At 70.2% G+C, this 21,052-nt stretch carries 25 protein-coding genes and 2 tRNA genes; 11 read left to right on the top strand and 16 right to left on the bottom strand.

Going from position 1 to position 21,052, the window contains the following annotated elements; translation table 11 throughout:
- Positions 1–147: 147 nt before the first annotated feature.
- Positions 148–762 (top strand): M23 family metallopeptidase, encoded by a 615-nt coding sequence (locus VGR32_RS01420; RefSeq protein ID WP_327447291.1) that lies wholly within the window; start codon positions 148–150, stop codon positions 760–762.
- A gap of 3 nt (positions 763–765) precedes the next feature.
- On the opposite strand, the gene VGR32_RS01415 is transcribed toward VGR32_RS01420, so the two are convergent.
- Positions 766–1,158, bottom strand: a complete 393-nt coding sequence (locus tag VGR32_RS01415; protein ID WP_327447289.1) for a hypothetical protein — start codon at positions 1,156–1,158, stop codon at positions 766–768.
- Between the two features lie 159 nt (positions 1,159–1,317).
- On the opposite strand from VGR32_RS01415, the gene VGR32_RS01410 reads away from it, so the two are divergent.
- Genes VGR32_RS01410 through VGR32_RS01395 form a run of 4 tightly spaced genes read left to right on the top strand, consistent with a single transcriptional unit; the run spans position 1,318 to position 4,904 of the window.
- Entirely contained in the window at positions 1,318–2,283 is a 966-nt protein-coding gene (locus VGR32_RS01410) for an ABC transporter ATP-binding protein (protein WP_327447288.1), read from the top strand.
- Positions 2,280–3,689, top strand: coding sequence for an ABC transporter permease (locus tag VGR32_RS01405; RefSeq protein WP_327447286.1), 1,410 nt, complete (start codon positions 2,280–2,282; stop codon positions 3,687–3,689). The genes VGR32_RS01410 and VGR32_RS01405 overlap by 4 nt, the downstream gene beginning before the upstream one ends.
- 4 nt (positions 3,690–3,693) lie before the next feature.
- Positions 3,694–4,272, top strand: coding sequence for a DNA-3-methyladenine glycosylase I (locus VGR32_RS01400; protein WP_327447284.1), 579 nt, complete (start codon positions 3,694–3,696; stop codon positions 4,270–4,272).
- Positions 4,269–4,904 carry a ribonuclease HII gene (locus VGR32_RS01395; protein WP_327447282.1) on the top strand — a complete coding sequence of 212 codons (636 nt, stop codon included), beginning with the start codon at positions 4,269–4,271 and terminating at the stop codon, positions 4,902–4,904. The genes VGR32_RS01400 and VGR32_RS01395 overlap by 4 nt, the downstream gene beginning before the upstream one ends.
- Here VGR32_RS01395 and VGR32_RS01390 read toward each other — a convergent pair.
- The 7 genes from VGR32_RS01390 to VGR32_RS01360 all read right to left on the bottom strand — a co-directional run bounded on the left by VGR32_RS01390 (position 4,901) and on the right by VGR32_RS01360 (position 10,075).
- On the bottom strand, positions 4,901–5,158 hold the full coding sequence (locus VGR32_RS01390; RefSeq protein WP_327447280.1) for a hypothetical protein: 258 nt from the start codon (positions 5,156–5,158) through the stop codon (positions 4,901–4,903). The genes VGR32_RS01395 and VGR32_RS01390 overlap by 4 nt on opposite strands.
- Before the next feature lie 41 nt (positions 5,159–5,199).
- Positions 5,200–6,228 (bottom strand): DNA adenine methylase, encoded by a 1,029-nt coding sequence (locus VGR32_RS01385; protein ID WP_327447278.1) that lies wholly within the window; start codon positions 6,226–6,228, stop codon positions 5,200–5,202.
- 18 nt (positions 6,229–6,246) lie between these two features.
- The gene (pyk, locus tag VGR32_RS01380) at positions 6,247–7,680 is read right to left on the bottom strand and encodes a pyruvate kinase (protein ID WP_327447276.1); all 1,434 of its coding nucleotides are present in this window, start codon (positions 7,678–7,680) and stop codon (positions 6,247–6,249) included.
- 83 nt (positions 7,681–7,763) lie between these two features.
- Positions 7,764–8,330, bottom strand: coding sequence for an alpha-ketoglutarate-dependent dioxygenase AlkB (locus tag VGR32_RS01375; protein ID WP_327447274.1), 567 nt, complete (start codon positions 8,328–8,330; stop codon positions 7,764–7,766).
- Between the two features lie 26 nt (positions 8,331–8,356).
- A tRNA-Leu gene (locus VGR32_RS01370) sits at positions 8,357–8,441 on the bottom strand.
- 6 nt (positions 8,442–8,447) lie between these two features.
- Positions 8,448–9,866: a M20/M25/M40 family metallo-hydrolase gene (locus VGR32_RS01365; protein ID WP_327447272.1), complete on the bottom strand. Its 1,419-nt coding sequence runs from the start codon at positions 9,864–9,866 to the stop codon at positions 8,448–8,450.
- 119 nt (positions 9,867–9,985) lie between these two features.
- Positions 9,986–10,075, bottom strand: a tRNA-Ser gene (locus tag VGR32_RS01360).
- A 127-nt stretch (positions 10,076–10,202) separates the two neighbouring features.
- Between VGR32_RS01360 and msrA the strand changes: the two genes are divergently transcribed.
- Complete coding sequence (gene msrA / locus VGR32_RS01355; RefSeq protein ID WP_327447270.1) at positions 10,203–10,850, top strand: peptide-methionine (S)-S-oxide reductase MsrA; 648 nt, start codon at positions 10,203–10,205, stop codon at positions 10,848–10,850.
- A 2-nt stretch (positions 10,851–10,852) separates the two neighbouring features.
- Positions 10,853–11,197, top strand: coding sequence for an MmcQ/YjbR family DNA-binding protein (locus VGR32_RS01350; RefSeq protein WP_327447268.1), 345 nt, complete (start codon positions 10,853–10,855; stop codon positions 11,195–11,197).
- On the opposite strand, the gene VGR32_RS01345 is transcribed toward VGR32_RS01350, so the two are convergent.
- From VGR32_RS01345 to flgF, 8 genes are all read right to left on the bottom strand, one after another.
- The gene (locus VGR32_RS01345) at positions 11,194–12,984 is read right to left on the bottom strand and encodes a DUF885 domain-containing protein (RefSeq protein ID WP_327447266.1); all 1,791 of its coding nucleotides are present in this window, start codon (positions 12,982–12,984) and stop codon (positions 11,194–11,196) included. The genes VGR32_RS01350 and VGR32_RS01345 overlap by 4 nt on opposite strands.
- 55 nt (positions 12,985–13,039) lie before the next feature.
- The gene (locus tag VGR32_RS01340) at positions 13,040–13,534 is read right to left on the bottom strand and encodes a hypothetical protein (RefSeq protein ID WP_327447264.1); all 495 of its coding nucleotides are present in this window, start codon (positions 13,532–13,534) and stop codon (positions 13,040–13,042) included.
- A 13-nt stretch (positions 13,535–13,547) separates the two neighbouring features.
- Complete coding sequence (locus VGR32_RS01335; RefSeq protein ID WP_327447262.1) at positions 13,548–13,976, bottom strand: hypothetical protein; 429 nt, start codon at positions 13,974–13,976, stop codon at positions 13,548–13,550.
- Between the two features lie 38 nt (positions 13,977–14,014).
- The gene (locus VGR32_RS01330) at positions 14,015–14,479 is read right to left on the bottom strand and encodes a hypothetical protein (protein ID WP_327447260.1); all 465 of its coding nucleotides are present in this window, start codon (positions 14,477–14,479) and stop codon (positions 14,015–14,017) included.
- Positions 14,480–14,621: 142 nt separating this feature from the next.
- Complete coding sequence (gene flgH, locus VGR32_RS01325; protein WP_414642883.1) at positions 14,622–15,380, bottom strand: flagellar basal body L-ring protein FlgH; 759 nt, start codon at positions 15,378–15,380, stop codon at positions 14,622–14,624.
- On the bottom strand, positions 15,380–16,135 hold the full coding sequence (gene flgA / locus VGR32_RS01320) for a flagellar basal body P-ring formation chaperone FlgA (protein ID WP_414642882.1): 756 nt from the start codon (positions 16,133–16,135) through the stop codon (positions 15,380–15,382). The genes flgH and flgA overlap by 1 nt, the downstream gene beginning before the upstream one ends.
- A complete protein-coding gene (flgG, locus tag VGR32_RS01315) occupies positions 16,132–16,920 on the bottom strand; it encodes a flagellar basal-body rod protein FlgG (protein WP_327447256.1) in 789 nt (262 codons plus the stop codon). Before flgG ends, flgA begins: the two co-directional genes overlap by 4 nt.
- Positions 16,921–16,935: 15 nt before the next feature.
- Entirely contained in the window at positions 16,936–17,673 is a 738-nt protein-coding gene (gene flgF, locus VGR32_RS01310; RefSeq protein ID WP_327447254.1) for a flagellar basal-body rod protein FlgF, read from the bottom strand.
- A gap of 174 nt (positions 17,674–17,847) precedes the next feature.
- Between flgF and VGR32_RS01305 the strand changes: the two genes are divergently transcribed.
- From VGR32_RS01305 to VGR32_RS01290, 4 genes are all read left to right on the top strand, one after another.
- Complete coding sequence (locus tag VGR32_RS01305) at positions 17,848–18,489, top strand: flagellar basal body-associated FliL family protein (protein WP_327447253.1); 642 nt, start codon at positions 17,848–17,850, stop codon at positions 18,487–18,489.
- Between the two features lie 68 nt (positions 18,490–18,557).
- Entirely contained in the window at positions 18,558–19,547 is a 990-nt protein-coding gene (gene fliM / locus VGR32_RS01300) for a flagellar motor switch protein FliM (protein ID WP_327447504.1), read from the top strand.
- Complete coding sequence (locus VGR32_RS01295; RefSeq protein WP_327447251.1) at positions 19,547–20,080, top strand: DUF6468 domain-containing protein; 534 nt, start codon at positions 19,547–19,549, stop codon at positions 20,078–20,080. Before fliM ends, VGR32_RS01295 begins: the two co-directional genes overlap by 1 nt.
- A gap of 17 nt (positions 20,081–20,097) precedes the next feature.
- Positions 20,098–21,003: a MotE family protein gene (locus VGR32_RS01290; protein WP_327447249.1), complete on the top strand. Its 906-nt coding sequence runs from the start codon at positions 20,098–20,100 to the stop codon at positions 21,001–21,003.
- Positions 21,004–21,052: the final 49 nt, after the last annotated feature.

Raw genomic sequence — 21,052 nt, 5'->3', positions numbered from 1 at the left:
CCCGGGTTCCATGGGTGCGACCGTCCGCCGCGCCCCGCGCCTCATTGTCGTCGCGTCGCCTCCTATAACGGTCGCTTCATCCGCGCCGGGCCGAGCGTCCGCCGCTTCCATTTCGTCGAACGAAGCCGACAGGGAGACGCCGCACGCATGCGACGCCTTATGCCGACCGTCCGCCGCTTTCTGATCCACACGGGTCAGGCCGCCGCTCTCGCCACCACCGCCGTGCTCGCCATGGCCGCCGCTCCCAACGCCGATCCCGACCCTGTCGTGGTCGAGGCCTCCGCCACGCCGGCTGAGGCGCCCATCGTGGCCGTGGCCGAGCCGGCCGGACCGATCATGCGCGAGATCATGTTCCACGAGCCCGTGAAGGGCTTCGCCATCAACTCGCGCTACGGTACCCGTCATCTGGCCGGGGAAGCCGCCGCCCGCGCCCACAAGGGCGTCGATTTCGCCGCGCCGACCGGCACCGGCGTGTTCGTCGCCGCCGAGGGCACGGTGCTGCGCACGGGCTATCAGCCGACCGGGTTCGGCCGCTTCGTCGAGGTGCGTCATCCGAACGGCATGACCAGTCTCTACGCCCACCTGAGCCGCGTGGACGTGCGCTCCGGGCAGGAGCTTTACTCCGGCGAACGCGTCGGACTGGTCGGATCGACCGGCTATTCGACGGGCCCGCACCTGCATTTCGAAATGCGCCGCAACGGCGAGCACGTCGATCCCAGCCGCATCATGGGCCAGACCTTCGACGTGGTGGTCGAGGGCTGACGGTCAGCGGCGCGCCGTGCGGCCGCTCAGCCACGCGCCGCCCAGGATCGTCAGGATCGCCGCGGCCGGAAACCACATCGGGTGGGGATACTGGCTGACGTTGACGAAGGTCGCGGCGATCAGCAGGCCGGCCGGAACCCAGTTGGGCCACCCTGACCCCTTCGCCACAAGGGCGGCGATCCAGCCGCCCACGAAGGCGGCGACGCCGTAGCCCAGGATCACCACGGCGAACTGCCACATCGGCAGTCCCCGCATGTAGGCCGCCATGGCCGCCGCATCCCGCCAGTTCAGGTCCGTCGGCGGCGGCACGATCAGGGCGCTGACGGCCTGCCAGATCATCACGATCACGACGGCCACCACGGCGCCGACGACGGCGGCGAGAATTTTCTGGATCATGTCCGGCCCCTCCCAAGGTCGACCGAGCATCGGGGCGCCGGGCGTCGCGGTCAACCAGAGAACATGACGGGGAATTCATGAAGCGGACCCGGCTTCCGGTTGTCAAACGTCCTTTACATCCCTAGCCTTCAGCCCGACATGACTTCGGGGGGTATGGGTATGGCGGCGGCACTGACGCTGGAGGGGATCGGCAAGCGCTACGGCGACTTTCAGGCCGTCCGCGATCTGAGCTTTTCGGTCGAGAAAGGCACGATCTGCGGCTTTCTCGGACCGAACGGGGCCGGCAAGACCTCGACGCTGAGGATGATCCTCGGCCTGCAGCCGCAGACGGAAGGCCGTCTGGAAATCCTCGGTGCGGCCGACGGGCGCAAGGTGCGGGACCGCATCGGCTTCCTTCCGGAAGAGCGCGGCCTCTACAAGAAAATGACGCCGATCGACGCCATCGCCTTCTTCGGCGCCCTGAAGGGGCTGCCGACGGGCGAGGGCAAGCGTCGCGCGCGGGCGATGCTGAAAGATCAGGGCCTGGAGCACGCCCAGACCAAGAAGATGAAGGAGCTGTCCAAGGGCATGGCCCAGAAGGTCCAGCTGATCGCCTCGGTCGTGCACGGGCCGGAGTTCGTGATCCTGGACGAGCCCTTCTCGGGCCTGGACCCCGTCAACCAGCAGGGGCTGGAGGCCATGATCCGCGGGCTGGCGGCCAACGGGTCGACGGTGCTGTTCTCGACCCACGTGATGCAGCACGCCGAGCGGCTGTGCGACAAGGTCGTGTTGCTGGCGCGAGGGCAAAAGGCGTTCGAAGGCACGGTTGAGGAGGCCAAGGGCACGACCCGCCGCTTTCTGGAGCTGGAGGGCGAGATCGCCGAGGACGCGGCCAGGGCCCTGCCGGGCGTGGTCTCCGTCGAAACGGTGAGGACAGACGGCGCCGTGCGCGTGCTGAAGGCGCAGCTGGCGCCCGGCGGGCGGGGGCAGGACGCGCTGAAGGCGGCCTTCCTGAGCGGACTGGACGTGCGCCGCTTCGAACTGCGCGAGCCGACCCTGCACGACGCCTTCATCGGCCTGACCGGCGACGACCCCGATCAGGATCAGACCGTCCGCCGCGAGACCGTTTCGGAGGCCGCCCGATGAACCGCACGCTTCTCATCGCCCGGCGCGAGTTCGCCGCCTACGCAAGGACCGTCGGCTTCTGGCTGTCGCTGCTGGCGTTTCCGCTGTTCGCCGTGCTGGGCGGCGCCATTCCCATTCTGATGCGCACCTCGGAACCCGTCCGCGCGGTGGTTCTGGTGGAAGAAGGCCCGGCCGCGCAGGGGCTGGCGGGCTCCGTGCAGGACGCGCTCCGGGCCGACGCCGAGCGCCGGGCCGAGAACGCCCGCCGCGCGCAGGAGCAGGCCGCCAAGGCCACCGGCATGCCGAAGGAGGCCGTGGCCGCCGCCGAGAAGCAGGGAGGCGGGCTCGGCGCCTCGCTGAACCGCCAGCGGCTCCGCATCGTCGAGACCCCCTCCACCCTCGCCGCCGCGGCGCCGGGCAAGGCGCAGACGCAGGCCGCGCGCGACCTGCTGACCGCGGATGTCGACCGGGATCAGCGCATCGACTCCGTGGTCTTCCTTACCCGCGACTCCGCCGGCAAACCTTCGGCCCGGGTGTGGACGCGCCGCGCCGCGGACGACACGGTCGAGGACTTCGTGCGCGACGCGCTGAAGACCACGAACCGCCGCGAGGTGTTCGAAGGCGCCGGCATCGACGGCGCCGTGGTCACCGACACGGAGCGGTTCCGGCCGGACGTCACCGCCTTTTCCCCGCAGTCCGCCAGCGGCGGCGAGGTGTCGTTCCGGGACCGCCTGCCGACCATCATCGGCCTGGCCTCGGCCTTCATCCTGTGGTCGCTGATCATCACCGGGGCCTCCATCCTGCTGAACAGCGTGATGGAGGAGAAATCGAACAAGATCCTGGAGGTGCTGCTGTCCTCAGCCTCCGCAACCGAGATTCTGACCGGCAAGGTGCTGGGCGTCGCCATGCTGACGCTTACGGTCATGCTGGTGTGGGCCGGAATCGGCACGGCGGGCCTGCTTTCGACCTTCCCCGACGCCGCACGCGACGTGGCCGCGGTGATCACCGAGGGCGGCATGATCTGGTACTTCGTCGCCTATGCCGTCGGCGGCTATCTGATGTACGCGGTGCTGTTCGCGGCCATCGGCGCCTTCTGCGAGACTCCGCGCGACGCCCAGACGCTGATGGGACCCATCATGATGATCCTCGTCATCCCGATCATCGTGGTGCAGATGGCCCTGCGCACGCCCGACGCCCCGCTGGTGAAGATCATGTCGTGGATCCCCTTCTTCACCCCGTTCCTGATGCCCGCCCGCGCCCCGGCCGATCCGCCGCCGGTCGAGGTGTTCGGCACCATGGCCGGAATGTTCGCCATGGCCCTGCTGATGGTTTGGATCGCCGGTCGCGCCTTCCGGGCGGGGGCTCTGTCGGACGTGAAGCTGAGCTGGAAGACCTTCGGTCACGCCATCCGCTCCGGCGGGCGTTGAGGTCATGGCGGCGGGTCGGTGCGCCTGGTGCGGGACCGACCCGCTTTACGTCGCCTACCACGACAAGGAATGGGGCGTGCCGGAGCGCGATCCCCGCGCCCTGTGGGAGAAGCTGGTGCTGGACGGCATGCAGGCCGGCCTGGCCTGGATCACCATACTGAGGAAACGCGAGGGGATCCGCGACGCCTTCGACCAGTTCGATCCGGACGTGGTGGCCGCCTATGACGATGCCGACGTCGAGCGCCTTCTGGCCGATCCGCGCATCATCCGGTCGCGGGCGAAGATACGGATGGCGATCGACGGCGCGCGCATCTGGGTGCGCATGCGCGACGAGGGCGAAGATTTTTCCGCGTGGCTGTGGAGCTTCGTCGGCGGCGCGCCGACGCAACGGTCACCCGGACTTGACGGGCACCTGACGCAGTCGCCGGAGTCCGCCGCCATGGCCAAGGCGCTGAAGACGCGCGGCTTCAAATTCTGTGGCCCGGTGATCGTCTATGCCTTCATGCAGGCTGTGGGCATGGTCAACGACCATGTGGACGGCTGCTTCCGGCAGGCCGAGGTCCGTGGCATGTCGGGGGTATGACGGCCGCCCGCCCGAAACCGATTCCCACCCTGACGCTGGAAAAGACGCTGGCCAAGGCGGTCGGCGGGCTGGTGTGCGGCGTCGACGAGGCCGGGCGGGGGCCGTGGGCCGGGCCGGTTTCGGCGGCGGCGGTGATCCTGAACCCGCGCCGTGTGCCGAAGGGCATCGACGACTCCAAGGTCCTCACCGCCGCGCGGCGTGAGGAGCTGGAGGTTGAGATCAAGGCGAGAGCCGTCGCCTGGGGCGTCGGCTTCGCCTCGGTGGACGAGATTGCGGAGCTCAACATCCTGCACGCCACCGGACTGGCCATGTGCCGGGCGATCGAGGCGTTGGCCGTGCAGCCGGTCGCGGCGCTGGTGGACGGGAACTATCGCTTCAAACTGCCGTGCGACGTGCAGACGGTCATCGGGGGCGACGGTCTGTCGCTGTCCATCGCCGCGGCCTCCATCCTCGCCAAGACGGCGCGGGATCGGCTGATGGTGGAGCTGGACGCGGAGTTCCCCGGCTACGGCTTCGCCAGCCACAAGGGCTACAATGCGCCGGTGCATCAGGCGGCGCTGAAGACGCTGGGCCCCTGCCCCGCGCATCGCCGCGGCTGGTCGCCGATCCGGGCCTTGCTGGAAGAGGCCTAGAGCCGGAAGACCGCGCCCATCAGGACGCCGAGCAGGGCGCTGAACGCGCCGCCGGTGGCGATGACCACCCACGACGGCAGGGCGCGCAGTTCGTCCATGACCGACGGCATTTCGTAGCCGTCGTTGGCGGTCACGTCGTGAAACCGCCGCGCCTCGGGAGCCTTCCAAGCCACCGCGTCGAAGGCGTCGGCGGCGCGGCCGTACATGCGGTGGGCGTACCGGGCGCGATCGGGGGTCATCGTCATCTGGTCCATGACGGCGAAAACGGCAGGATTCCGCGTACGGTTCCGAACCGTCAAGCCGCCTCGGCCAGATCCACGCGACGGTCCGTGACCACGAACAGGTGTTCCACGTTGCGCAGGCGGCCGACGGCGCCGACCTTCTGGCCTTGCGGATTGTGGATGCCGATGCGCGCGCCGACGTAGCGGGGCCGCTCGATCTCGACCACCTGCACCCGGCCCCGCGCGGAAAGCATCTCGGTCAGCTCGGCGCGACTTAGATACCCCTCGTCGTTGAAGCTGACGATCAGATTCGGGGCGCGCAGCCGTTCCACCACCGTGGCCAGCGCGGGACCGATGCCGGGTCGGCTGTTGAAGGCGCTCTTTCGCGCCTTCACGTCGACGCGCTTGTTGGCGACGCCGTAGACCTCCGGCTTGTCCCAGCGGACCAGGCTCTCCCAGCAGTGGTAGTTCGCCAGATAGCTGTGCTGGTTGTAGGGCGGATCGAGGTAGACGAGGTCAGCCTCGACCTCGGCCGCCGCCTCGACCGCGTCCCTGCAGGTGGCGCGGCCGGCCCCGGGCAGCAGGTCGGGCATCCGCAGCTGGAGCGGATTCAGGGCGCGGGGCGCCCACCGCTTCATGTAGGCCATGTGGACCCCGGCGGTGCTGTCGACGCGGTCGGCCGCTTCCATCAGGGCGACCAGCGCGATCGCCTCCAGCTCGGGCTCCAGCGCCATGGTCGCGATGCGTTCGCGCATGGCGTCGACGCGGCCGCCGTTGTCGGGATGAAAGAACCGCGCGGCCTCGCAGAAGGTGCGCGTGAACCAGCCGGGCTCGGGCGTGACGTCGGCCAGCTCCGTCAGCACCCGCTGCGCCGGTTCCAGCCAGCGGTCACGGTCGGCCTGCACATAGGCGGTCGCCAGCACATGGGCGTAGGCGTTGTGGTCGTTGCTGTGGACCTGGAAGCCCTGCCGTTTCAGCGCATGGCCCACGCGCGCGGAGCCGCTGAAGAGGTCACAGACGCGGCCCCCGTCCGGCAGCCGCCCGCGCACCGCCGTCACGATGCGGTCCAGCAAGGCGCGCTTTGAGCCGAGGTATTTGATCACGCCGACGTCCTCGGGGGACTACCTGCGTCCCTTCTTCGCCGGAGCATGGGCCAGGCGAAGCAGATTCGCAGCCCCCGGGGCGCCGAAGGGGGTCCCGGCCAGGATCAGGATGCGTTGGCCGGGTTCGGCCAGGCCGTACTCCATGGCCGCGGCGACGGCGTCGTCGGTGACCTCTTCCAGCGACGACGGCTCGCGGCCCAGCCGCGACTCCAGCCCCCAGACCAGCGCCAGCCGCCGGGCGGTCGAGGCGTTGGGCGTGAGGGCCAGCACGGGCTGCAGCGGCCGCTCGCGGGCCATGCGACGGGCGGTGCCGCCCAAGGTGGTGAACACCACCACGCAGGCCGTTGACTGGGCCTCCCCCGCCTTGCGCGCCGCGGCGACCAGGGCGTCGGCGTCGATGTCGTCCATGCCCGCGTGCTCGGCGTCCATCAGGCCCGGCCACAGAGGGTCGCGCTCGACCCGCTCGATGATGCGGCTCATCACGGTGACGGCTTCAAGCGGATAGTCGCCGGACGCCGTCTCGGCCGACAGCATCAGCGCGTCGGCACCCTCATAGGCGGCGTTGGCGACGTCGGACGCCTCGGCGCGGGTGGGCGCCGGCGCGCCGGTCATCGACTCCAGCATCTGGGTGGCGACGATGGCGGGCACTCCGCGGCGACGCGCAGCGCGCAGGATCTGCTTCTGCGCCACCGGCACCTCTTCCGGCTCAAGCTCCACGCCCAGATCGCCGCGCGCGACCATGACGCCGTCGCAGTAGTCGAGGATGGCTTCCAGATCAGCCAGGGCCTGCGGCTTCTCGATCTTCGCCAGACAGGCCGCCTTGCCGCCGACCAGCCGCTTCAGCTCGGCCATGTCCTCGGCCTTCTGGACGAAGCTCAGCGCCACCCAGTCGACGCCGATGCGCAGGGCGAAAGCGAGGTCCTCGCGGTCCTTCGGCGTCAGGGCCGAGACCGGGACGACGGCGTCCGGCACGGCCACGCCCTTGCGGTCCGACAGCTTCAAGCCGCTCTCGACCGTCACGTCGGCCCAGTCGTCGGACCGCTCGCCGACCCGGAGACGCACGCGCCCGTCGTCCAGCAACAGCAGCATGCCCGGCCGCAACGCCCGGAAAATTTCCGGATGCGGCATCTGCACCCGGGTGGCGTCACCGGGGGCATCGTCCAGATCGAACCGCATCCGGTGACCGGGCTTCACGTCGATCGCCCCGTCCGCGAACCTGCCCAGACGCAGCTTGGGACCCTGAAGGTCGGCCAGCACGCCCAGCGGCCGTTTGAGCGCCATCTCGGCGCCCCGCACGGCCTTCAGCGCGGTGGCGTGATCCTCGTGGCTGCCGTGGCTGAAGTTCAGACGGAACACGTCCGCCCCGGCCTGGGCCAGCGCCTTGACCGTGCCCGGCGCCCGGCTGGCGGGCCCCAGGGTCGCGACGATGCGGGCGCGGCGGGCTCTGTTCATTCGGCGGTCCTGAGTGACGTCACGTCCTGCATGCCGGGGAACGCGCCGTCGGGCAAAGCCGCTTCGCCGACGGAAACACGAAGTTATGGCCGCAGGGTGCGGAAGGTCACGGAATATCGCAACGCCTCGCCCGGCGCGATCGAATGCTGCCACTGCATGCGGGCCGGCCCGTCCAGCAGATAGGCCGATCCCGGCTCGACCCTCAGCGCCGCACGCCGCCAGCGCTCGCCCTCGCGAAGCCGGAAGCGCAGCACGGCCGGGGCTGCGAAGGACAGGCCGACGACCCTGTCGAACTCCGGCCGGTCGCGGTGCCAGCCGATGCCGGCGCCGGGCGCATACTCGGTGACGAGGACGTGGCCGAACTCGTGGGGCTCGACGCCGGCGAAAGCCGCCGCCGCGTCGCGTGCGGGTTCAAGGAACGCCGGCAGCGGCTCCGCCTCGCGCAGCCGCGACGCGCTGAAATCATAGAGGGCGCCGTAGGAGACGATCCGCCGCAAACCCTTGAAGCCGTGGAAGTCGAACGCCTGGAACGGCAGGTCGGAGAAGCCGGCGATCACTGCAGCCGCGGCCGCGGGCGACATGACGTCGTCGTCGTATCTCAGCCCCTCGGGCAGCGCCGGGGGCGTGGCGAAGAGATCAGGTTGGCCCATGGCGTCTGAACGCGCCGGCAGGTCGATGGTGCGAGCGGCGGGGATCGAACCCGCATGACCGAAGTCGAGGGATTTTAAGTCCCTTGCGTCTACCAGTTTCGCCACGCTCGCAGAGGTCTATTGAGCGGGTCGTATGGCCCTGAAGTCGACGTCCGAGTTGGCCAGCAGCCACAGGAAGGCGGCCCAGGCGGCGACGTTCTGGTCCATGTCCTCGGGGTCGATCCGGTCCAGCACGTCGTCCGCGGTGTGGTGCCAGTCGAAATAGTCGGTGCCGTCCTGGTTCAGGCGAAAGGCCGGGACGCCCATGGCCACGGTCGGGCCGGTGTCGGGACCGCCGCCGGTCGCGGCCGCCCCGTCCCAAACGACGCCCAGCGGCGTCAGCACGGCCATCGCGGCCTTCTGGAAGTCGGTGTTCGCGGCGCCGGCCGGCAGGGCGAGGCTGTAGATCGGTCCCGCGCCGAAATCGCTTTCGGAGATCGCGACGTGGCCTCCCATGTCGTCGCGGCGGCGCTCGGCATAGAAGCGCGCGCCGGCGAGGCCTTGGGCGGGGGGCGGCTGGCTGACCTCCTCGGAGCCCCACCAGACGACGCGGATCGTGCGGCGCGGCTTGACCGGCATGTCGGCGATCAGGGCCAGGGCCGCGGCCGTGATGGCCACGCCCGCACCGTCGTCGATGGCGCCCGTGCCCAGATCCCAGCTGTCCAGATGGCCGCCGATGACGATCACCTCGTCCGGGTTGGTGCCGACGACCTCGCCGACGACGTTCTGGGAGCGGCTGTCCCGCACGTATCCGCTGGTCGAGCTGAGGCGAAGGCGGATCGGCTGGTCCGAGCGCGCCACGATCCGGCGCACCTGATCGGCGTCGGGCGGGCTCATGGCGAAGGCCGGAATCTGGCCCTCGCCCACAGTGGTGGCCCCGGCATGGGCGAAGCGGTGGTCGTGAGTGCCGAGCGAGCGCAGGACGAAGGCGACGGCGCCGCGCTTTCCGGCCTCGATCGGGCCGCGCCCGCGGATCGGAGACGTCGCGCCGTACCCCCGGCCGTCCTGGGCCTGGACCGTGTCCTGCAGCACCATGACGATCTTGCCGGCCAGAGCGCCCTCCGGCGTGTCGAGCAGTTGCTGGAAGGTCTCGAAGACGACGACCTCGCCCTCGATCCCGCCCCGCGGCGTGGCGGGCGACCCGCCCAGCGCCACGACCACCAGCGGCTGCGGGAACGGCGCGAGGATCTCCGCGGAGGCCGTCCCGCGCTCCCAGTACTTCAGGGGAAACGACTCGATCTCGACGTTGGCGAAGCCCAGTTCGCGGAACAGTTCCGCGCCCCAGGCGGCCGACGCCTGTTCCGACGGCGACCCCGCCAGACGCGGGCCGAACCGCGTGGTCAGGTCGCTGACGATCTCATAGGCCGGGTTGTCGGCCAGCGCCCGGTCGCGCAGCTGCGCGGCCTGGGTCACCGTTTCCGGGGACTGTGCGAGGGCCGGCGAGGCGGCCAGCGCGACGGCGCCGACGGCTGCGGCGAACAGGTGAAGGGAACGCATCCGACCTCCGGAACCAGCGAGACCGCGACCCTAGTCGCGCGACCGGCTCTCGTGAAGCTCGGCGCAAGGGTCCGGGATGACTGAAAAGGCCCCGGTTCTGCCGCACGTTCACCGGGCGGTGGCGGACAGAGAGGGATTCGAACCCTCGATAGAGTTGCCCCTATACACGCGTTCCAGGCGTGCGCCTTCAACCACTCGGCCACCTGTCCATGTCCACCTGCGCGGACGCCGTCGGGTCGGGCCCGGCGGGGAAGGCGTGCGAGATAGACGAAGGCGCCCCCCTCGGCAAGCGGCGCGCGACGCCCCATATGCGAGGCCGACTTTCAGGAGACCGCCATGCTGCCCCAGAAGATGACCCTGCCCTCGCCCGACGCGGCCCTGCCCGGCCGCGCGACGCCGCTGGAGACGGATGAGGTCCACTTCGTCAACGGACGCCCGCTGAAAGGGCCGCATCCGGAGGGTTTCCAGACGGCGATCTTCGGCATGGGCTGTTTCTGGGGCGTGGAGCGCGTCTTCTGGAAGCTGCCGGGCGTCTGGGTGACCGCCGTCGGCTACGGCGCCGGGTACACGCCCAACCCGACCTATGAGGAGGTATGCACCGGCAAGACGGGCCACAACGAACTGGTCCAGGTGGTCTTTGATCCTGCGACGACCTCCTATGCCGAACTGCTGAAGGCCTTCTGGGAGAACCACGACCCGACGCAGGGCATGCGTCAGGGCAACGATCTGGGCACCCAGTATCGCTCCGGCATCTATGTGCTCAACGACGCGCAGCGGCGGGAGGCCGAGGCTTCGCGCGACGCCTATCAGGCCGCGCTGGCGGCGGCCGGCAAGGGCGCGATCACGACGGAGATCGCGCCGGCGGGGCCGTTCTACTACGCCGAGGGCTACCACCAGGGCTATCTGGCCAAGAACCCTGCCGGATATTGCGGCATCGGCGGCACCGGCGTGACCTGTCCGATCGGGGTGGGGGTCGAGGCCTGACCATGGAGCGCGAGGGGGTGAAGCGCGTCTGTCTGGCCCTGCCGGGGGTGACGTTGGATCACCCCTGGGACCCGGACCACGACGCCTACAAGGTCGGCGGCAAGATGTTCGCCGTCATCGGCTCGATGGGCGGCCTGTCGTTCAAGGTCTCGGACATCGCCTTCGAGGTGCTGACCGAGAGCGGCCGGGCACGACCGGCGCCCTACATGGCGCGGGCGAAGTGGGTGAACCTCGAGGATCCGTCCGAGTGGCCCGAAGACGAACTGGCCGAACACCTCAGGATCGCGCACGGCCTGGTCGCGCAGAAGCTGACGAGGAAGGCGCGGACCGAACTCGGCCTCGCCTAGTTCCGCGTCCGCTCACTTTCGATCCAGGCGTCCATCCTCAGGTCGAGCAGGTCCAGCGGCAGGGGGCCGTCGACCAGCAGGGCGTCGTGGAAGCGGCGCACGTCGAAGCGGTCGCCCAGAGCGGCCTCCGCCCGGCGCCGGACGTCGCGCAATCGGATCTCGCCGACCTTGTAGGCCGTGGCCTGACCCGGCCAGCCGACGTAGCGCTGCAGCTCGGTCTCGATGTTGTGCGGAGCCAGGGCGGAGTTGTCGCGGAAGCAGGCGCGGGCCTGTTCGACCGACCAGCCCTTCCAGTGCATGCCGGTGTCGGCCACCAGACGGCAGGCGCGCCACATCTCGTAGGACAGCCGACCGAAGCGCTCATAGGGCGTGCGGTAGAAGCCCATCTCCTCGCCCAGGAACTCGGCATACAGGCCCCAGCCCTCGGTGAAGGCGGTGACGTCCGCGGCGCGCCGGAAATAGGGCTGGGCCTCAGCCTCCTGCTGCAGGGCGATCTGCAGGTGGTGGCCCGGCACGGCCTCGTGCAGCGTCAGGGCAGGCAGTTCGTACAGCGGCCGCTGATCCAGCTTGCCCGTGTTGACGATGTAGCCGCCCGCGACCCCGCCCTTCAGCGAGCCCGGGAAATAGCGCCCGGTGGTGTAGGTGGCCTCGATCTCGAGCGGCACCGGACGCACGCCGTAGGGCGTGCGCGGCAGCGTCCCGAACAGGGCCGGCAGGCCGTCGTCGGCCCGCTTGGCCATCTCCGCCGCCTTTTCCAACAACTGCTCCCGGCTGGTGGCGTAGAACTGCGGGTCGGTGCGCAGGTAGTTCAGGAAGCCGGCGAAGTCGCCGGTCCAGCCTGCGGCGCGCATCTCCACGTCCATCCGTGCGCGGATGCGGGCGACCTCCTGCAGGCCCAGCTCATGGACCTGATCAGGAGTCATCTCCGTGGTCGTATAACCACGCACCAGCCAAGCGTACATGTCGCGCCCGCCGGGCTTGAGACCCAGGCCGGGGGCTTCGGGCGCGCGGGGCAGGTAGTCGGTCCTCAGGAACTCCAGCCACGCCCGGCGGACGGGCACGACGCGATCGGCGATGATCGCCGCCGCCCGGGCACGCAGGTCGGCCTGATCCGCGGCGGAGATGGACGAAGGCAGATTGACGAACGGCCGCATCAGCGGCTCGCGGTCGGTGGTCATCGCGACGTCGGTCTCGGCCAGCGAGATGGCGCTGACGACGACGGAGCGCGGCTGGATCATGCCGGTCTCCAGGCCGCGCCGGGCATTGGCGGTGGACGCCACGTAGAGGTCGGGGATGCCGGCCATCCGCGCCAGCCAGTTCTCGGCGTCCTGCTTCGTGGCGATGCGGGTGACCGAGGCGAAATAGCCCAGCGACTGGCCTACGCCGCCCTCGGAGTTGAAGGCGAGGCGGCCCGTGTCGAGGTCGATTCCTTCGATCTCGCGGGTGATCAGCCGGTCCAGCAGGGCGTGGTTGATCCGGTCGTCAAGCGACAGGGCCGAGGCGTCGATGGCGTCCAGTCGGGTCTTGAAGGCGACCAGCTCGGGTCGACGTGCCAGCTCGCCGCCGCGGCTGTTGTCCGGCAGACGGGTCTGGGCGGCGCGGTCGCCTTCCTGACCCGCCGTGATCGGGTCGTTGCGGCGAAGGAAGGCCTCGTAGTCGACGATCAGCGTGCCGAGAGGCGTGGCGTCGGGCCGCGTGGCCTCGGTCGGCATCATTGCCGCGCCGTCGGCGGCGCAGGCGGCGAGCAGCAGGGCGGCGGCCCCGGCGGTGATGGCGGTGCGATGCATTGGTGGTCCCCCTCGTCGCCCCAGAAGGTGCGTCGGGCGTCAGACCGCGGTCAAGTCAGCCGCAGGTGACGAAGAAGCGCTCGATCCGCGGCGCGGAGCCGGGGTGCGCCACCATCGGGACGCGGCGGTCGGGGCCGTAGGCGGCGAGCCAGCCCAAACGGCGGAACCTCTGGAAAACGGGCTCGTCCGCGCCGGCGCGCGCCGCCAGATACTGGCCGTCGCCCAGCTCCGACGGCTGCGCGGCCGCTCGCCACGTCTCGGTGTCGCCGCCGGACTCCAGGGCGATGGCGGCGTCGCTGCCCAGTTCCAGATACTGGTTGATCTCGATCGAACCCGTGCCCGCCTCGCACGACATGCTGAGCCAGACGTCGTCGCTTTCGTTCAGGCCGTAGGACAGATGGTCGCCGGCATCGCCCAGGAACCAGTCGTGTCCGTCGATCGGCTGGGGAGCCACGGCGTCCGCCCCCGGGGCGACCACGGGGGCGGTGGAGGCGCAGGCGGCCAAGGCAAGCGCCGCCAGTCCGGACAGGATCAGACGATGAGCGGACATCAGCGGCCCTTGATCAACCCGCGCACAGTTCGCCGAAACGGCGCAGCTTGGCAAGATTGGCGCGGTCCAGCGTGACGGCGCCGGCCCGTCCAGCTGAGGCGACGTCCAGCCGGCCGCTCGCGCTGAAGGCAGCGAAGACCGGATGATCGATGCGCAGACCGACGCCGAGCGAGCCGTCGGCGTCGGCGTCGGATTGCGACTGCGCCGTGGCCTGTCCGGCGCGCAGCTGGGAAAATTCGGCCGCGTCGCCGAACCCGTAGACCCGCACGGTGGCCGCGCCCGATCCGGCCTCGCATTCCAGGGTCGCCCGGAGATGTTCGGTGTCGGGGATTTCGTGGGCGAGGACCAGCGTGCCGCCGTCCTCGTACAGCGTCCACGTCCAGCCGTCCTGAAATCCCTGGACCGCGAGCGCGCTCGCGGCGGCGACGATGGCGAGGATCATGTCCGGCCCCCCGGCTGAACGGTCAAGCTAGCAGCGCTTCAGGCGCGCGTCGCGCCGCAATGGGTGAAGAAGCCGTCGATCACGGCCTTGTCACCTCGGGTGACCGGCAGGTCGGCCGGTCCGGCCTCGCCGACGACGGGCAGGACGCCGCCGTCCCGCAGCGACGTCAGGGCGCGTGAGTTCAGGCCGACGGCCACGTCGCTCATCGCCAGGCCCGTCAGCGGATCGACCGGCGCCGGGCCCTCCTCCACGGCGGCGCCGGCAGGGGTGACGACGCCGAAGGCCTGCACCTGACGATCGCCCGGAGCACAGGTCAGCATGATGACGATCTGGTCCGAATGGGCCACGCCATAAGCCAGCTTGGCGGTTTCGCCCTCATGGCTGAGATGCCATGCCAGTGCGCCGTCCAGCGGCGCCTCGTCGATGACGGCCTCGGACCGGCTCTGGGCGGCGAAGGCGACCAGGGACAGGGTGGCGGCAACGGGGATCAGGTACTTCAGCATGGCAAAAACTCGCGTCTGATCGGGCTAACGCGAGTTTCTGTTAAGAGTTTCAGCGTGGCCGTAGCCGCCGCCCGGCCGTGCTCGCCCCACAACACCCCGTGCGCTGAAGCAGCGCGCGATCGCGTCGCGAGCGGCAGCGCCTCTAGAAGGGGCTGAACCGCTCGACCAGCGACTGGCCCGCCGGCGTCGCCTGGACGCGGCTGATGTCGCCGCGGCCGCCGTAGCTGATGCGGGCCTCGGCGATCTGGTCGTGCTGAATGACGTTGGCGGACGAGATGTCTTCCGGCCGCACGATGCCTGCCACCGTCAGCTCGCGCACCTCGCGGTTGGTACGCACTTCCTGCCGACCCTGAATTACAAGATTGCCGTTGGGCAGCACCGCGGTGACCACCGCCGCGATGGTCAGGTTGACCCTCTCCGACCGGTTGACGCTGCCCGTGCCCTGGGCGTTCGATTCCCCGCCCATGCCGACCATGTTCTGCGGGTCGAACCCGCCGGGGAAGGCCTGACCGAGGCTGTTCTCCAGTCCGAAGAAGTTCGACACCCCGGCCGAGATCTCGTTGGAGCGGCTGCGCACGGTGCTGTTCGACGTCTGGGCGCGGTCGTCGATGTCGATCTCGATGGTCAGGATGTCGCCGACGCGGCGGGCGCGCTGGTCGCCGAAGAAGCTGCGCGAGCCGCCGGCCGTGAACAGGCTGTTGGCACTGGGTCCCTGAGGCGCGGCATAGGCCGTCTGCGGGGCCGGCAGGTATTGTTGCTCGACCGGCACCAGCGCCGCCGGATAGCCGATCGGAGCCAGTTCGGGTCCCCGCACCGCTTCGATCGCGGTGGAGCAGGCGCCGAGGGCGACGAGCGGAACGATGGCGGCGAGGGTCTTCAGACGCATGAGCGGACTTCCCATCACTGGAACGCTTGGGGATTGGAGCGGGCGGCCTGCGCCGCGGGGCCCGTCACGGCGCGGCCCGGGGCCACGGCGACGGCGTCGATGGTGCGTCCCGACTGCAGATTGGTGATCGCCACGGGCTGGCCTCGCGCGGCGTCGCGCTGGGCCCGGCCCGTGACCGTCAGGGTCACGCCCGGCGCGGAATAGGTGACGGTGACCATCTCGTTGCGGCTGATCACCTTGGGCGCCGTCAGGTCGTTCGGTTGAACGGCCGCGCCGGAGCGCAGGGCGCGGCGGGCCGACATGCCGATCACGGCGTCGGCGTCCTGGGGCGCGCCCGCGGGGACGAGATGGCTCTGCATCGGCGCCCAGATCACGTCTTCGGGCTGGATCACCTCGCCCGCGGCGATGCTGCGCGCGTAGGTCAGGGCCTCGACGGTCGGCCCGGAGCGGCGGGCGGAGGTCGCAGACCCGCCCGGACCGGCCGACGCCGGCGCGCCCTCGCGCACCACCACCCGGCGCAGACCCTGCGGATTGGCCCAGATCAGACCCGCGCGGCGGGCGCTGGCCTGGAGCGTGCCGGCCTCGATCACGACGGTCGGCCCGCTGCGACGCGCGACGACCACGGACGCCGCGGCGCCCGCTCCGTCGAACACCTCGCCCAGGGTCACCTGACCGTCGTCGTCGACCGGATTGGCCTTCAGCGTGACGTCCGAGGCGAAGGCCGGGCTGCCGGCCATGAGCACGACGGCGGCGATCAGGGCCCGGATCACGACTTCACCTGCGCCGACACGGCCATCATCTCGTCGGCCGTGGAAATGACCTTGGAGTTCATCTCATAGGCCCGCTGGGCGATGATCAGGGCGCTGATCTCGGACACGGCGTCGACGTTGGACGCCTCGGTGTAGCCCTGAAGCAGCTGGCCGAAGCCGGGGTCGCCCGGCGTGCCGACGGTCGCGGGCCCGGACGCGGCGGTTTCCAGCAGCAGATTGTCGCCGACCGCTTCCAGACCCGCCTCGTTGAAGAAGGTGGCGATCTGGATGGTGCCGACGACCTGCGGCTCCGGGCTGCCCGAAACGATGACCTGCACCTCGCCCGACTTGGAGATGGACACGTCCACGGCGTCCTGCGGGATGCTGATCGCCGGCTCGAGCAGGTAGCCGTCGTCGGTGACGATCTGGCCCTCGCCGTTCAGGCTGAGGTTGCCGGCGCGCGTGAAGGCTGTCTCGCCCGAGGGCAGGGTGATCTGGAAATAGCCCTTGCCGTCGATGGCCAGGTCGAAGCGGTTTCCTGTCTGGGTCGGCGTGCCCTGCTCGGTGATGCGGTAGACGCTGCCCGTCTTCACCCCCGCGCCGATCTGGATGCCGGTCGGCACCACCGTGCCGGCGCTGGACGAGGTCGCGCCCATCCGCTCGACGTTGTGGTACAGCAGGTCCTGGAACTCGGCGCGCTGACGCTTGTAGCCGACCGTGTTCATGTTCGCGATGTTGTTGGAGATGACCTCCACGTTCGTCTGCTGGGCGGCCATGCCCGAGGCGGCGGTGCGAAGAGCGCGCATGCTGGGCTCCCTCTCTTAGTTGACCTTGCCCAGCCGCTCGACGGAGCGGCGCGACAGGTCGTTGGCGTTTTCGATCATCTTCGTGATCCGCTCGTAGGCGCGCTGGATCTCGATCAGATTGGTGATCTCCAGGATCGGATTGACGTTCGATCCTTCCAGCATCCCCTGATGAATGCGGGCGTCCGCCGCCTCTGCGGGCGCGGCGTTGGAGGTGTTGCGGTACAGGCCGTCGCCGCCCTTCTCCAGCACCGACAGGGCGTCGAACCGGACGGCCGTCAGGCGACCGACCTGCACGCCGCCCTGGCTGATGGTGCCGTCGGCCGCGACGGACGGCGAACCCAGCGCCGGGTCCAGCAGAATCTCCTGACCGTCTCCCAGCACCGCCAGCCCCTGACCGGTGACCAGGCGGCCCTCGGGGTCGAGGGTGAAGGCGCCGTCGCGGGTGTAGGCCTGGCCCGCGCCGTCCTGCACCACGAAGAAGGCGCCCTCGCCTTCGATGGCGAAGTCCAGCGTGCGGTCGGTCTGCTCCAGCGCGCCCTGCGAATAGTCCCGGCCCAGGCCCTGATCGAGGACGAAGCTGACGCCGGGCTTCACCGCGTCGTTGCGGGCGCGCTCGCCGACTTCGGTGCCGACCAGCAGTTGCTCGACCTTGAAGCCGGTCGTCTCGGCGTTGGCGATGTTGTTGGCCACGACGTCGAGCTCACGACGCAGGGTCATCTGACGGGACAGTCCGACGTAGGCGGCGTTTTCCACGGGCGACTCCTTTCGCCGGACCCGTCGCAACGGCCGTGCCAACAGGGTCAGCCCCGGATTTGCTGGATTTGAGCGGGATCCGCTCCCCGGCGCCCGGCAGCTTCTGCCGGTTCTAAACGGCGCGTTAACCAAGTCCGGCCGAAATGACCCGACGGAACGGTGCGGGCGGATTCGATGCTGAAACTCGGCAAGAAGAAGGGCGGAGGCGAGGTGCCGGCCGTCGTCGAAGGCGAGGCGCCCGCCGACGGCGAGGCCGCGCCGAAGAAAAAGAAACTTCCGATCCTGTTCATCGCCATCGGCGCCGGCGTCCTGCTGCTGGGCGGCGGGGGCGGCGCGGCCTTCTTCCTGCTGCAGCCCAAGCCCGCCGCGGCGGAAGAGGGCCACGGCGAGGCCGCGGCCGACCACGGCAAGGGAAAGAAGGACGAAAAGAAGGACGCCAAGGGCGGTCACGGCAAGGGCGGCGAGGCCGAGGCTGACCCCGCGCTGGGCAAGATCACCGAGGGCCCTGACGGCGTGACCTTCCTGACGCTGCCGGACATGGTCGTGAACGTGCAGTCTTCCGACGGTCGTCCGACCTTCCTCAAGCTGAAGCTGACGCTGGAGATGAGCGACGCCCATCAGGCGGAAGTCATCCAGTCCCAGATGCCGCGCCTGCACGACATGCTGCAGGCCTTTCTGCGCGAACTGCGCCCCGAGGAGCTGCAGGGCTCGGCCGCCAGCTTCCAGCTGCGCTCGGAGCTGGCCCGGCGGGTCAATCTGATCCTCGCGCCCGGCAAGATCGACGCGGTGCTGATCGAGGAGATGCTGGTCCAGTGAGCGCCGCGACCGCAGAGGATTTGGAGACGTCCGACCCCTTCGGCGGCGAGCCCGACCGCGGCGGGCTGATGCCCGAGCGCGTGCTGAACCAGGACGAGATCGACAGTCTTCTGGGCTTCGACCTGGGCGACGACGACGCGGCCGACCGCACCGGCATCCGCGCCATCATCAACTCCGCGCTGGTCAGCTACGAGCGACTGCCGATGCTGGAAATCGTCTTCGACCGCCTGGTGCGGTTGATGACGACGTCGTTGCGGAACTTCACGTCCGACAACGTCGAGGTCAGTCTCGACAACATCTCCTCCATCCGCTTCGGCGACTATCTGAACTCCATTCCGCTGCCGGCCATCCTCGCGGTGTTCCGGGCCGAGGAACTGGACAACTACGGCCTGCTGACGGTCGACTCGAACCTCATCTATTCGATCGTCGACGTCCTGCTGGGCGGGCGCCGCGGCACCGCGGCCCTGCGGATCGAGGGCCGTCCATACACCACCATCGAGCGCGTGCTGGTCCAGCGCATGGTCGAGGTCGTCCTGCACGACGCCCAGCAGGCCTTCGAGCCGCTGACGCCGGTTCATTTCAATCTCGACCGTCTTGAGACCAACCCCCGCTTCGCCGCCATCGCCCGGCCGGCCAACGCCGCCATCCTGGTGAAGCTGCGCGTCGACATGGAGGATCGCGGCGGGCGCATCGAGCTGCTGCTGCCTTACGCCACGCTGGAGCCCATCCGGAAGATGCTGCTGCAGCAGTTCATGGGCGAGAAATTCGGGCGCGACAACATCTGGGAAGGCCACCTGGCCAGCGAGCTCTGGACCACCCAGACCGAGGTCCGCGCCGTGCTGGACGAGCACCAGGTGCCGCTGTCGGAAGTGCTGAACCTCAAGGTCGGCGACACCCTGATGCTGAACGCGACGCCCGACAGCGACGTCTCCATCCGCGCGGGCCAGATTCCGCTGACGGTCGGCAAGATGGGCCGCAAGGGCGCGCACATCGCGGTCCGCGTGGAGCGCCCGATCTCAAGGGACGCCGCCGCCGGCCTGACCAAGGGAGGGTTCTGATGATCGGTCTGGTCATGGATTCGGTCCTGATGCTGCTGCTCGTCTGCGCCGTGGGCTTCGGTGTGCGTCTGGAGCGGCGCCTCAAGGTCCTGCGCGAGGGGCAGCTGGCCTTCGCCGGGGCCGTGACCGAGCTTAACGAGGCCGCGGGCCGCGCGGAGGCGGCGCTGGGTTCGTTGCGCGCGGCGGGTCAGGAAACCGACCTCCTGCACGATCGCATCGTGCGTGCCCGCGAGCTGAAGGGCGATCTGGAGAAGCTGATCGCACGCGGCGGCGATCTGCCTGAACGCCGTTCGGCCGCGCCCTTGGTCGCGACGCCGCGCCTCGAGCGCCCGGCTTCCGCTCCGACGCCCGTCGAGCCCGCCGACCGCATGGCGTCGCTGGCGCAGCGCATCCAGGCGCTGGCCGGCCCGGGTGCGGGCGCGGGTCGCGACGACGTCGCCGCCATCGTCCGCGCCATGACCGCTAACCCTGTGTCCGAACGGATCCCTAACCGGCCCGTGCGAGCGCAGGACGACGACCTGTTCGCCGCCTGACACGGACGCCCTTCCGAATGAGCAAGCTGCCCCGCATCCTGCCCCTCGCCGCCGTGGCCGTCGGCGGCGTCATCCTGGTCCGCGCCGTGGGCGTGGCGCCCGGCCTGTTCGAGGGCGCCAAGGCGTGGGCCGAGGAGGCGACCCCCGCCGCCGCGCCGGCGAACCCCAACCCCGCCGCGGCCGTGTGCGCCCTGTCCGAGGAGCAGCTGGCGGCCCAGATCGGCATCTCTCCGGCCGAGCTGCGCGTCATCTCCTCACTGGGCGACCGCCGCAAGGAGCTGGACGCCCGCGACGCCGACTTCGCCACCATGCTGCCGCTGCTGGCCGCCGCCGAGCAGAAGCTGGCCGAGCAGACCGCCGAGCTGGAAAAGGTCAAGGGCGAGGTCGAGGGCCTGCTGGGCCAAGTCGACGAGAAGGCCAAGGCCGAGACCGATCGGCTGGTCGCCGTCTATTCCGCCATGCGTCCGCGTGAGGCCGCGGCCGTCTTCTCCCAGCTGGACGATTCCGTGCTGCTGCCGGTGGCCGCCGCCATGCGTCCCCGGACCCTGGCCGCCATCATGGCCCAGATGCCGCCGGCCCAGGCGCGGGCGCTGACCGAGAAGCTGGCCGCGCGCTTCCAGTCCGCCCCGCTCGCCGCGCGCGCCGCCGCGGCGGCCGCACCCACGCCGATGCCGGCCGCCACGCCTCCCGCAGCTCCGGCCGCCGGAGCGGGCACGACGCCCGCCGCCACGACGTCAGCCCAGCCGCAGACGCAGCGCGCCTCGAACTCTCCCGGCCGCCAGCAGTCGACGCGCCCGTCCCCGACGCCGCGACGCGCGCAAAGCCGCCCGCCGCAGAGCCCGCCCGCCCGTTCGCAGCCGCAGACCGCGCCGGCCTCCACGCCCGCACCGCAACAGCAGCGTCCGCGTCAGTCGGTCGAATAGGTTGGCGTGAGCGCACGGGGCGGCTATGCGTCCGCCCCGAACCTTCGCC

The sequence above is a fragment of the Brevundimonas sp. genome (genome assembly GCF_035935935.1).
Lineage (GTDB): Bacteria > Pseudomonadota > Alphaproteobacteria > Caulobacterales > Caulobacteraceae > Brevundimonas.
The sequence above is the reverse complement of the archived record's forward strand: the minus strand, read 5'-3'. Positions and strand labels throughout refer to the sequence as shown.

Bases quoted from the DNA above. Each gene is read 5' to 3' on its own strand.
- VGR32_RS01420 (WP_327447291.1), top strand. From the start codon at position 148: ATGCGACGCCTTATGCCGACCGTCCGCCGCTTTCTGATCCACACGGGT.
- VGR32_RS01415 (WP_327447289.1), bottom strand. From the start codon at position 1,158: ATGATCCAGAAAATTCTCGCCGCCGTCGTCGGCGCCGTGGTGGCCGTC.
- VGR32_RS01410 (WP_327447288.1), top strand. From the start codon at position 1,318: ATGGCGGCGGCACTGACGCTGGAGGGGATCGGCAAGCGCTACGGCGAC.
- VGR32_RS01405 (WP_327447286.1), top strand. From the start codon at position 2,280: ATGAACCGCACGCTTCTCATCGCCCGGCGCGAGTTCGCCGCCTACGCA.
- VGR32_RS01400 (WP_327447284.1), top strand. From the start codon at position 3,694: ATGGCGGCGGGTCGGTGCGCCTGGTGCGGGACCGACCCGCTTTACGTC.
- VGR32_RS01395 (WP_327447282.1), top strand. From the start codon at position 4,269: ATGACGGCCGCCCGCCCGAAACCGATTCCCACCCTGACGCTGGAAAAG.
- VGR32_RS01390 (WP_327447280.1), bottom strand. From the start codon at position 5,158: ATGGACCAGATGACGATGACCCCCGATCGCGCCCGGTACGCCCACCGC.
- pyk (WP_327447276.1), bottom strand. From the start codon at position 7,680: ATGAACAGAGCCCGCCGCGCCCGCATCGTCGCGACCCTGGGGCCCGCC.
- VGR32_RS01375 (WP_327447274.1), bottom strand. From the start codon at position 8,330: ATGGGCCAACCTGATCTCTTCGCCACGCCCCCGGCGCTGCCCGAGGGG.
- VGR32_RS01365 (WP_327447272.1), bottom strand. From the start codon at position 9,866: ATGCGTTCCCTTCACCTGTTCGCCGCAGCCGTCGGCGCCGTCGCGCTG.
- msrA (WP_327447270.1), top strand. From the start codon at position 10,203: ATGCTGCCCCAGAAGATGACCCTGCCCTCGCCCGACGCGGCCCTGCCC.
- VGR32_RS01350 (WP_327447268.1), top strand. From the start codon at position 10,853: ATGGAGCGCGAGGGGGTGAAGCGCGTCTGTCTGGCCCTGCCGGGGGTG.
- VGR32_RS01345 (WP_327447266.1), bottom strand. From the start codon at position 12,984: ATGCATCGCACCGCCATCACCGCCGGGGCCGCCGCCCTGCTGCTCGCC.
- VGR32_RS01340 (WP_327447264.1), bottom strand. From the start codon at position 13,534: ATGTCCGCTCATCGTCTGATCCTGTCCGGACTGGCGGCGCTTGCCTTG.
- VGR32_RS01335 (WP_327447262.1), bottom strand. From the start codon at position 13,976: ATGATCCTCGCCATCGTCGCCGCCGCGAGCGCGCTCGCGGTCCAGGGA.
- VGR32_RS01330 (WP_327447260.1), bottom strand. From the start codon at position 14,479: ATGCTGAAGTACCTGATCCCCGTTGCCGCCACCCTGTCCCTGGTCGCC.
- flgH (WP_414642883.1), bottom strand. From the start codon at position 15,380: ATGGGAAGTCCGCTCATGCGTCTGAAGACCCTCGCCGCCATCGTTCCG.
- flgG (WP_327447256.1), bottom strand. From the start codon at position 16,920: ATGCGCGCTCTTCGCACCGCCGCCTCGGGCATGGCCGCCCAGCAGACG.
- VGR32_RS01305 (WP_327447253.1), top strand. From the start codon at position 17,848: ATGCTGAAACTCGGCAAGAAGAAGGGCGGAGGCGAGGTGCCGGCCGTC.
- fliM (WP_327447504.1), top strand. From the start codon at position 18,558: ATGCCCGAGCGCGTGCTGAACCAGGACGAGATCGACAGTCTTCTGGGC.
- VGR32_RS01295 (WP_327447251.1), top strand. From the start codon at position 19,547: ATGATCGGTCTGGTCATGGATTCGGTCCTGATGCTGCTGCTCGTCTGC.
- VGR32_RS01290 (WP_327447249.1), top strand. From the start codon at position 20,098: ATGAGCAAGCTGCCCCGCATCCTGCCCCTCGCCGCCGTGGCCGTCGGC.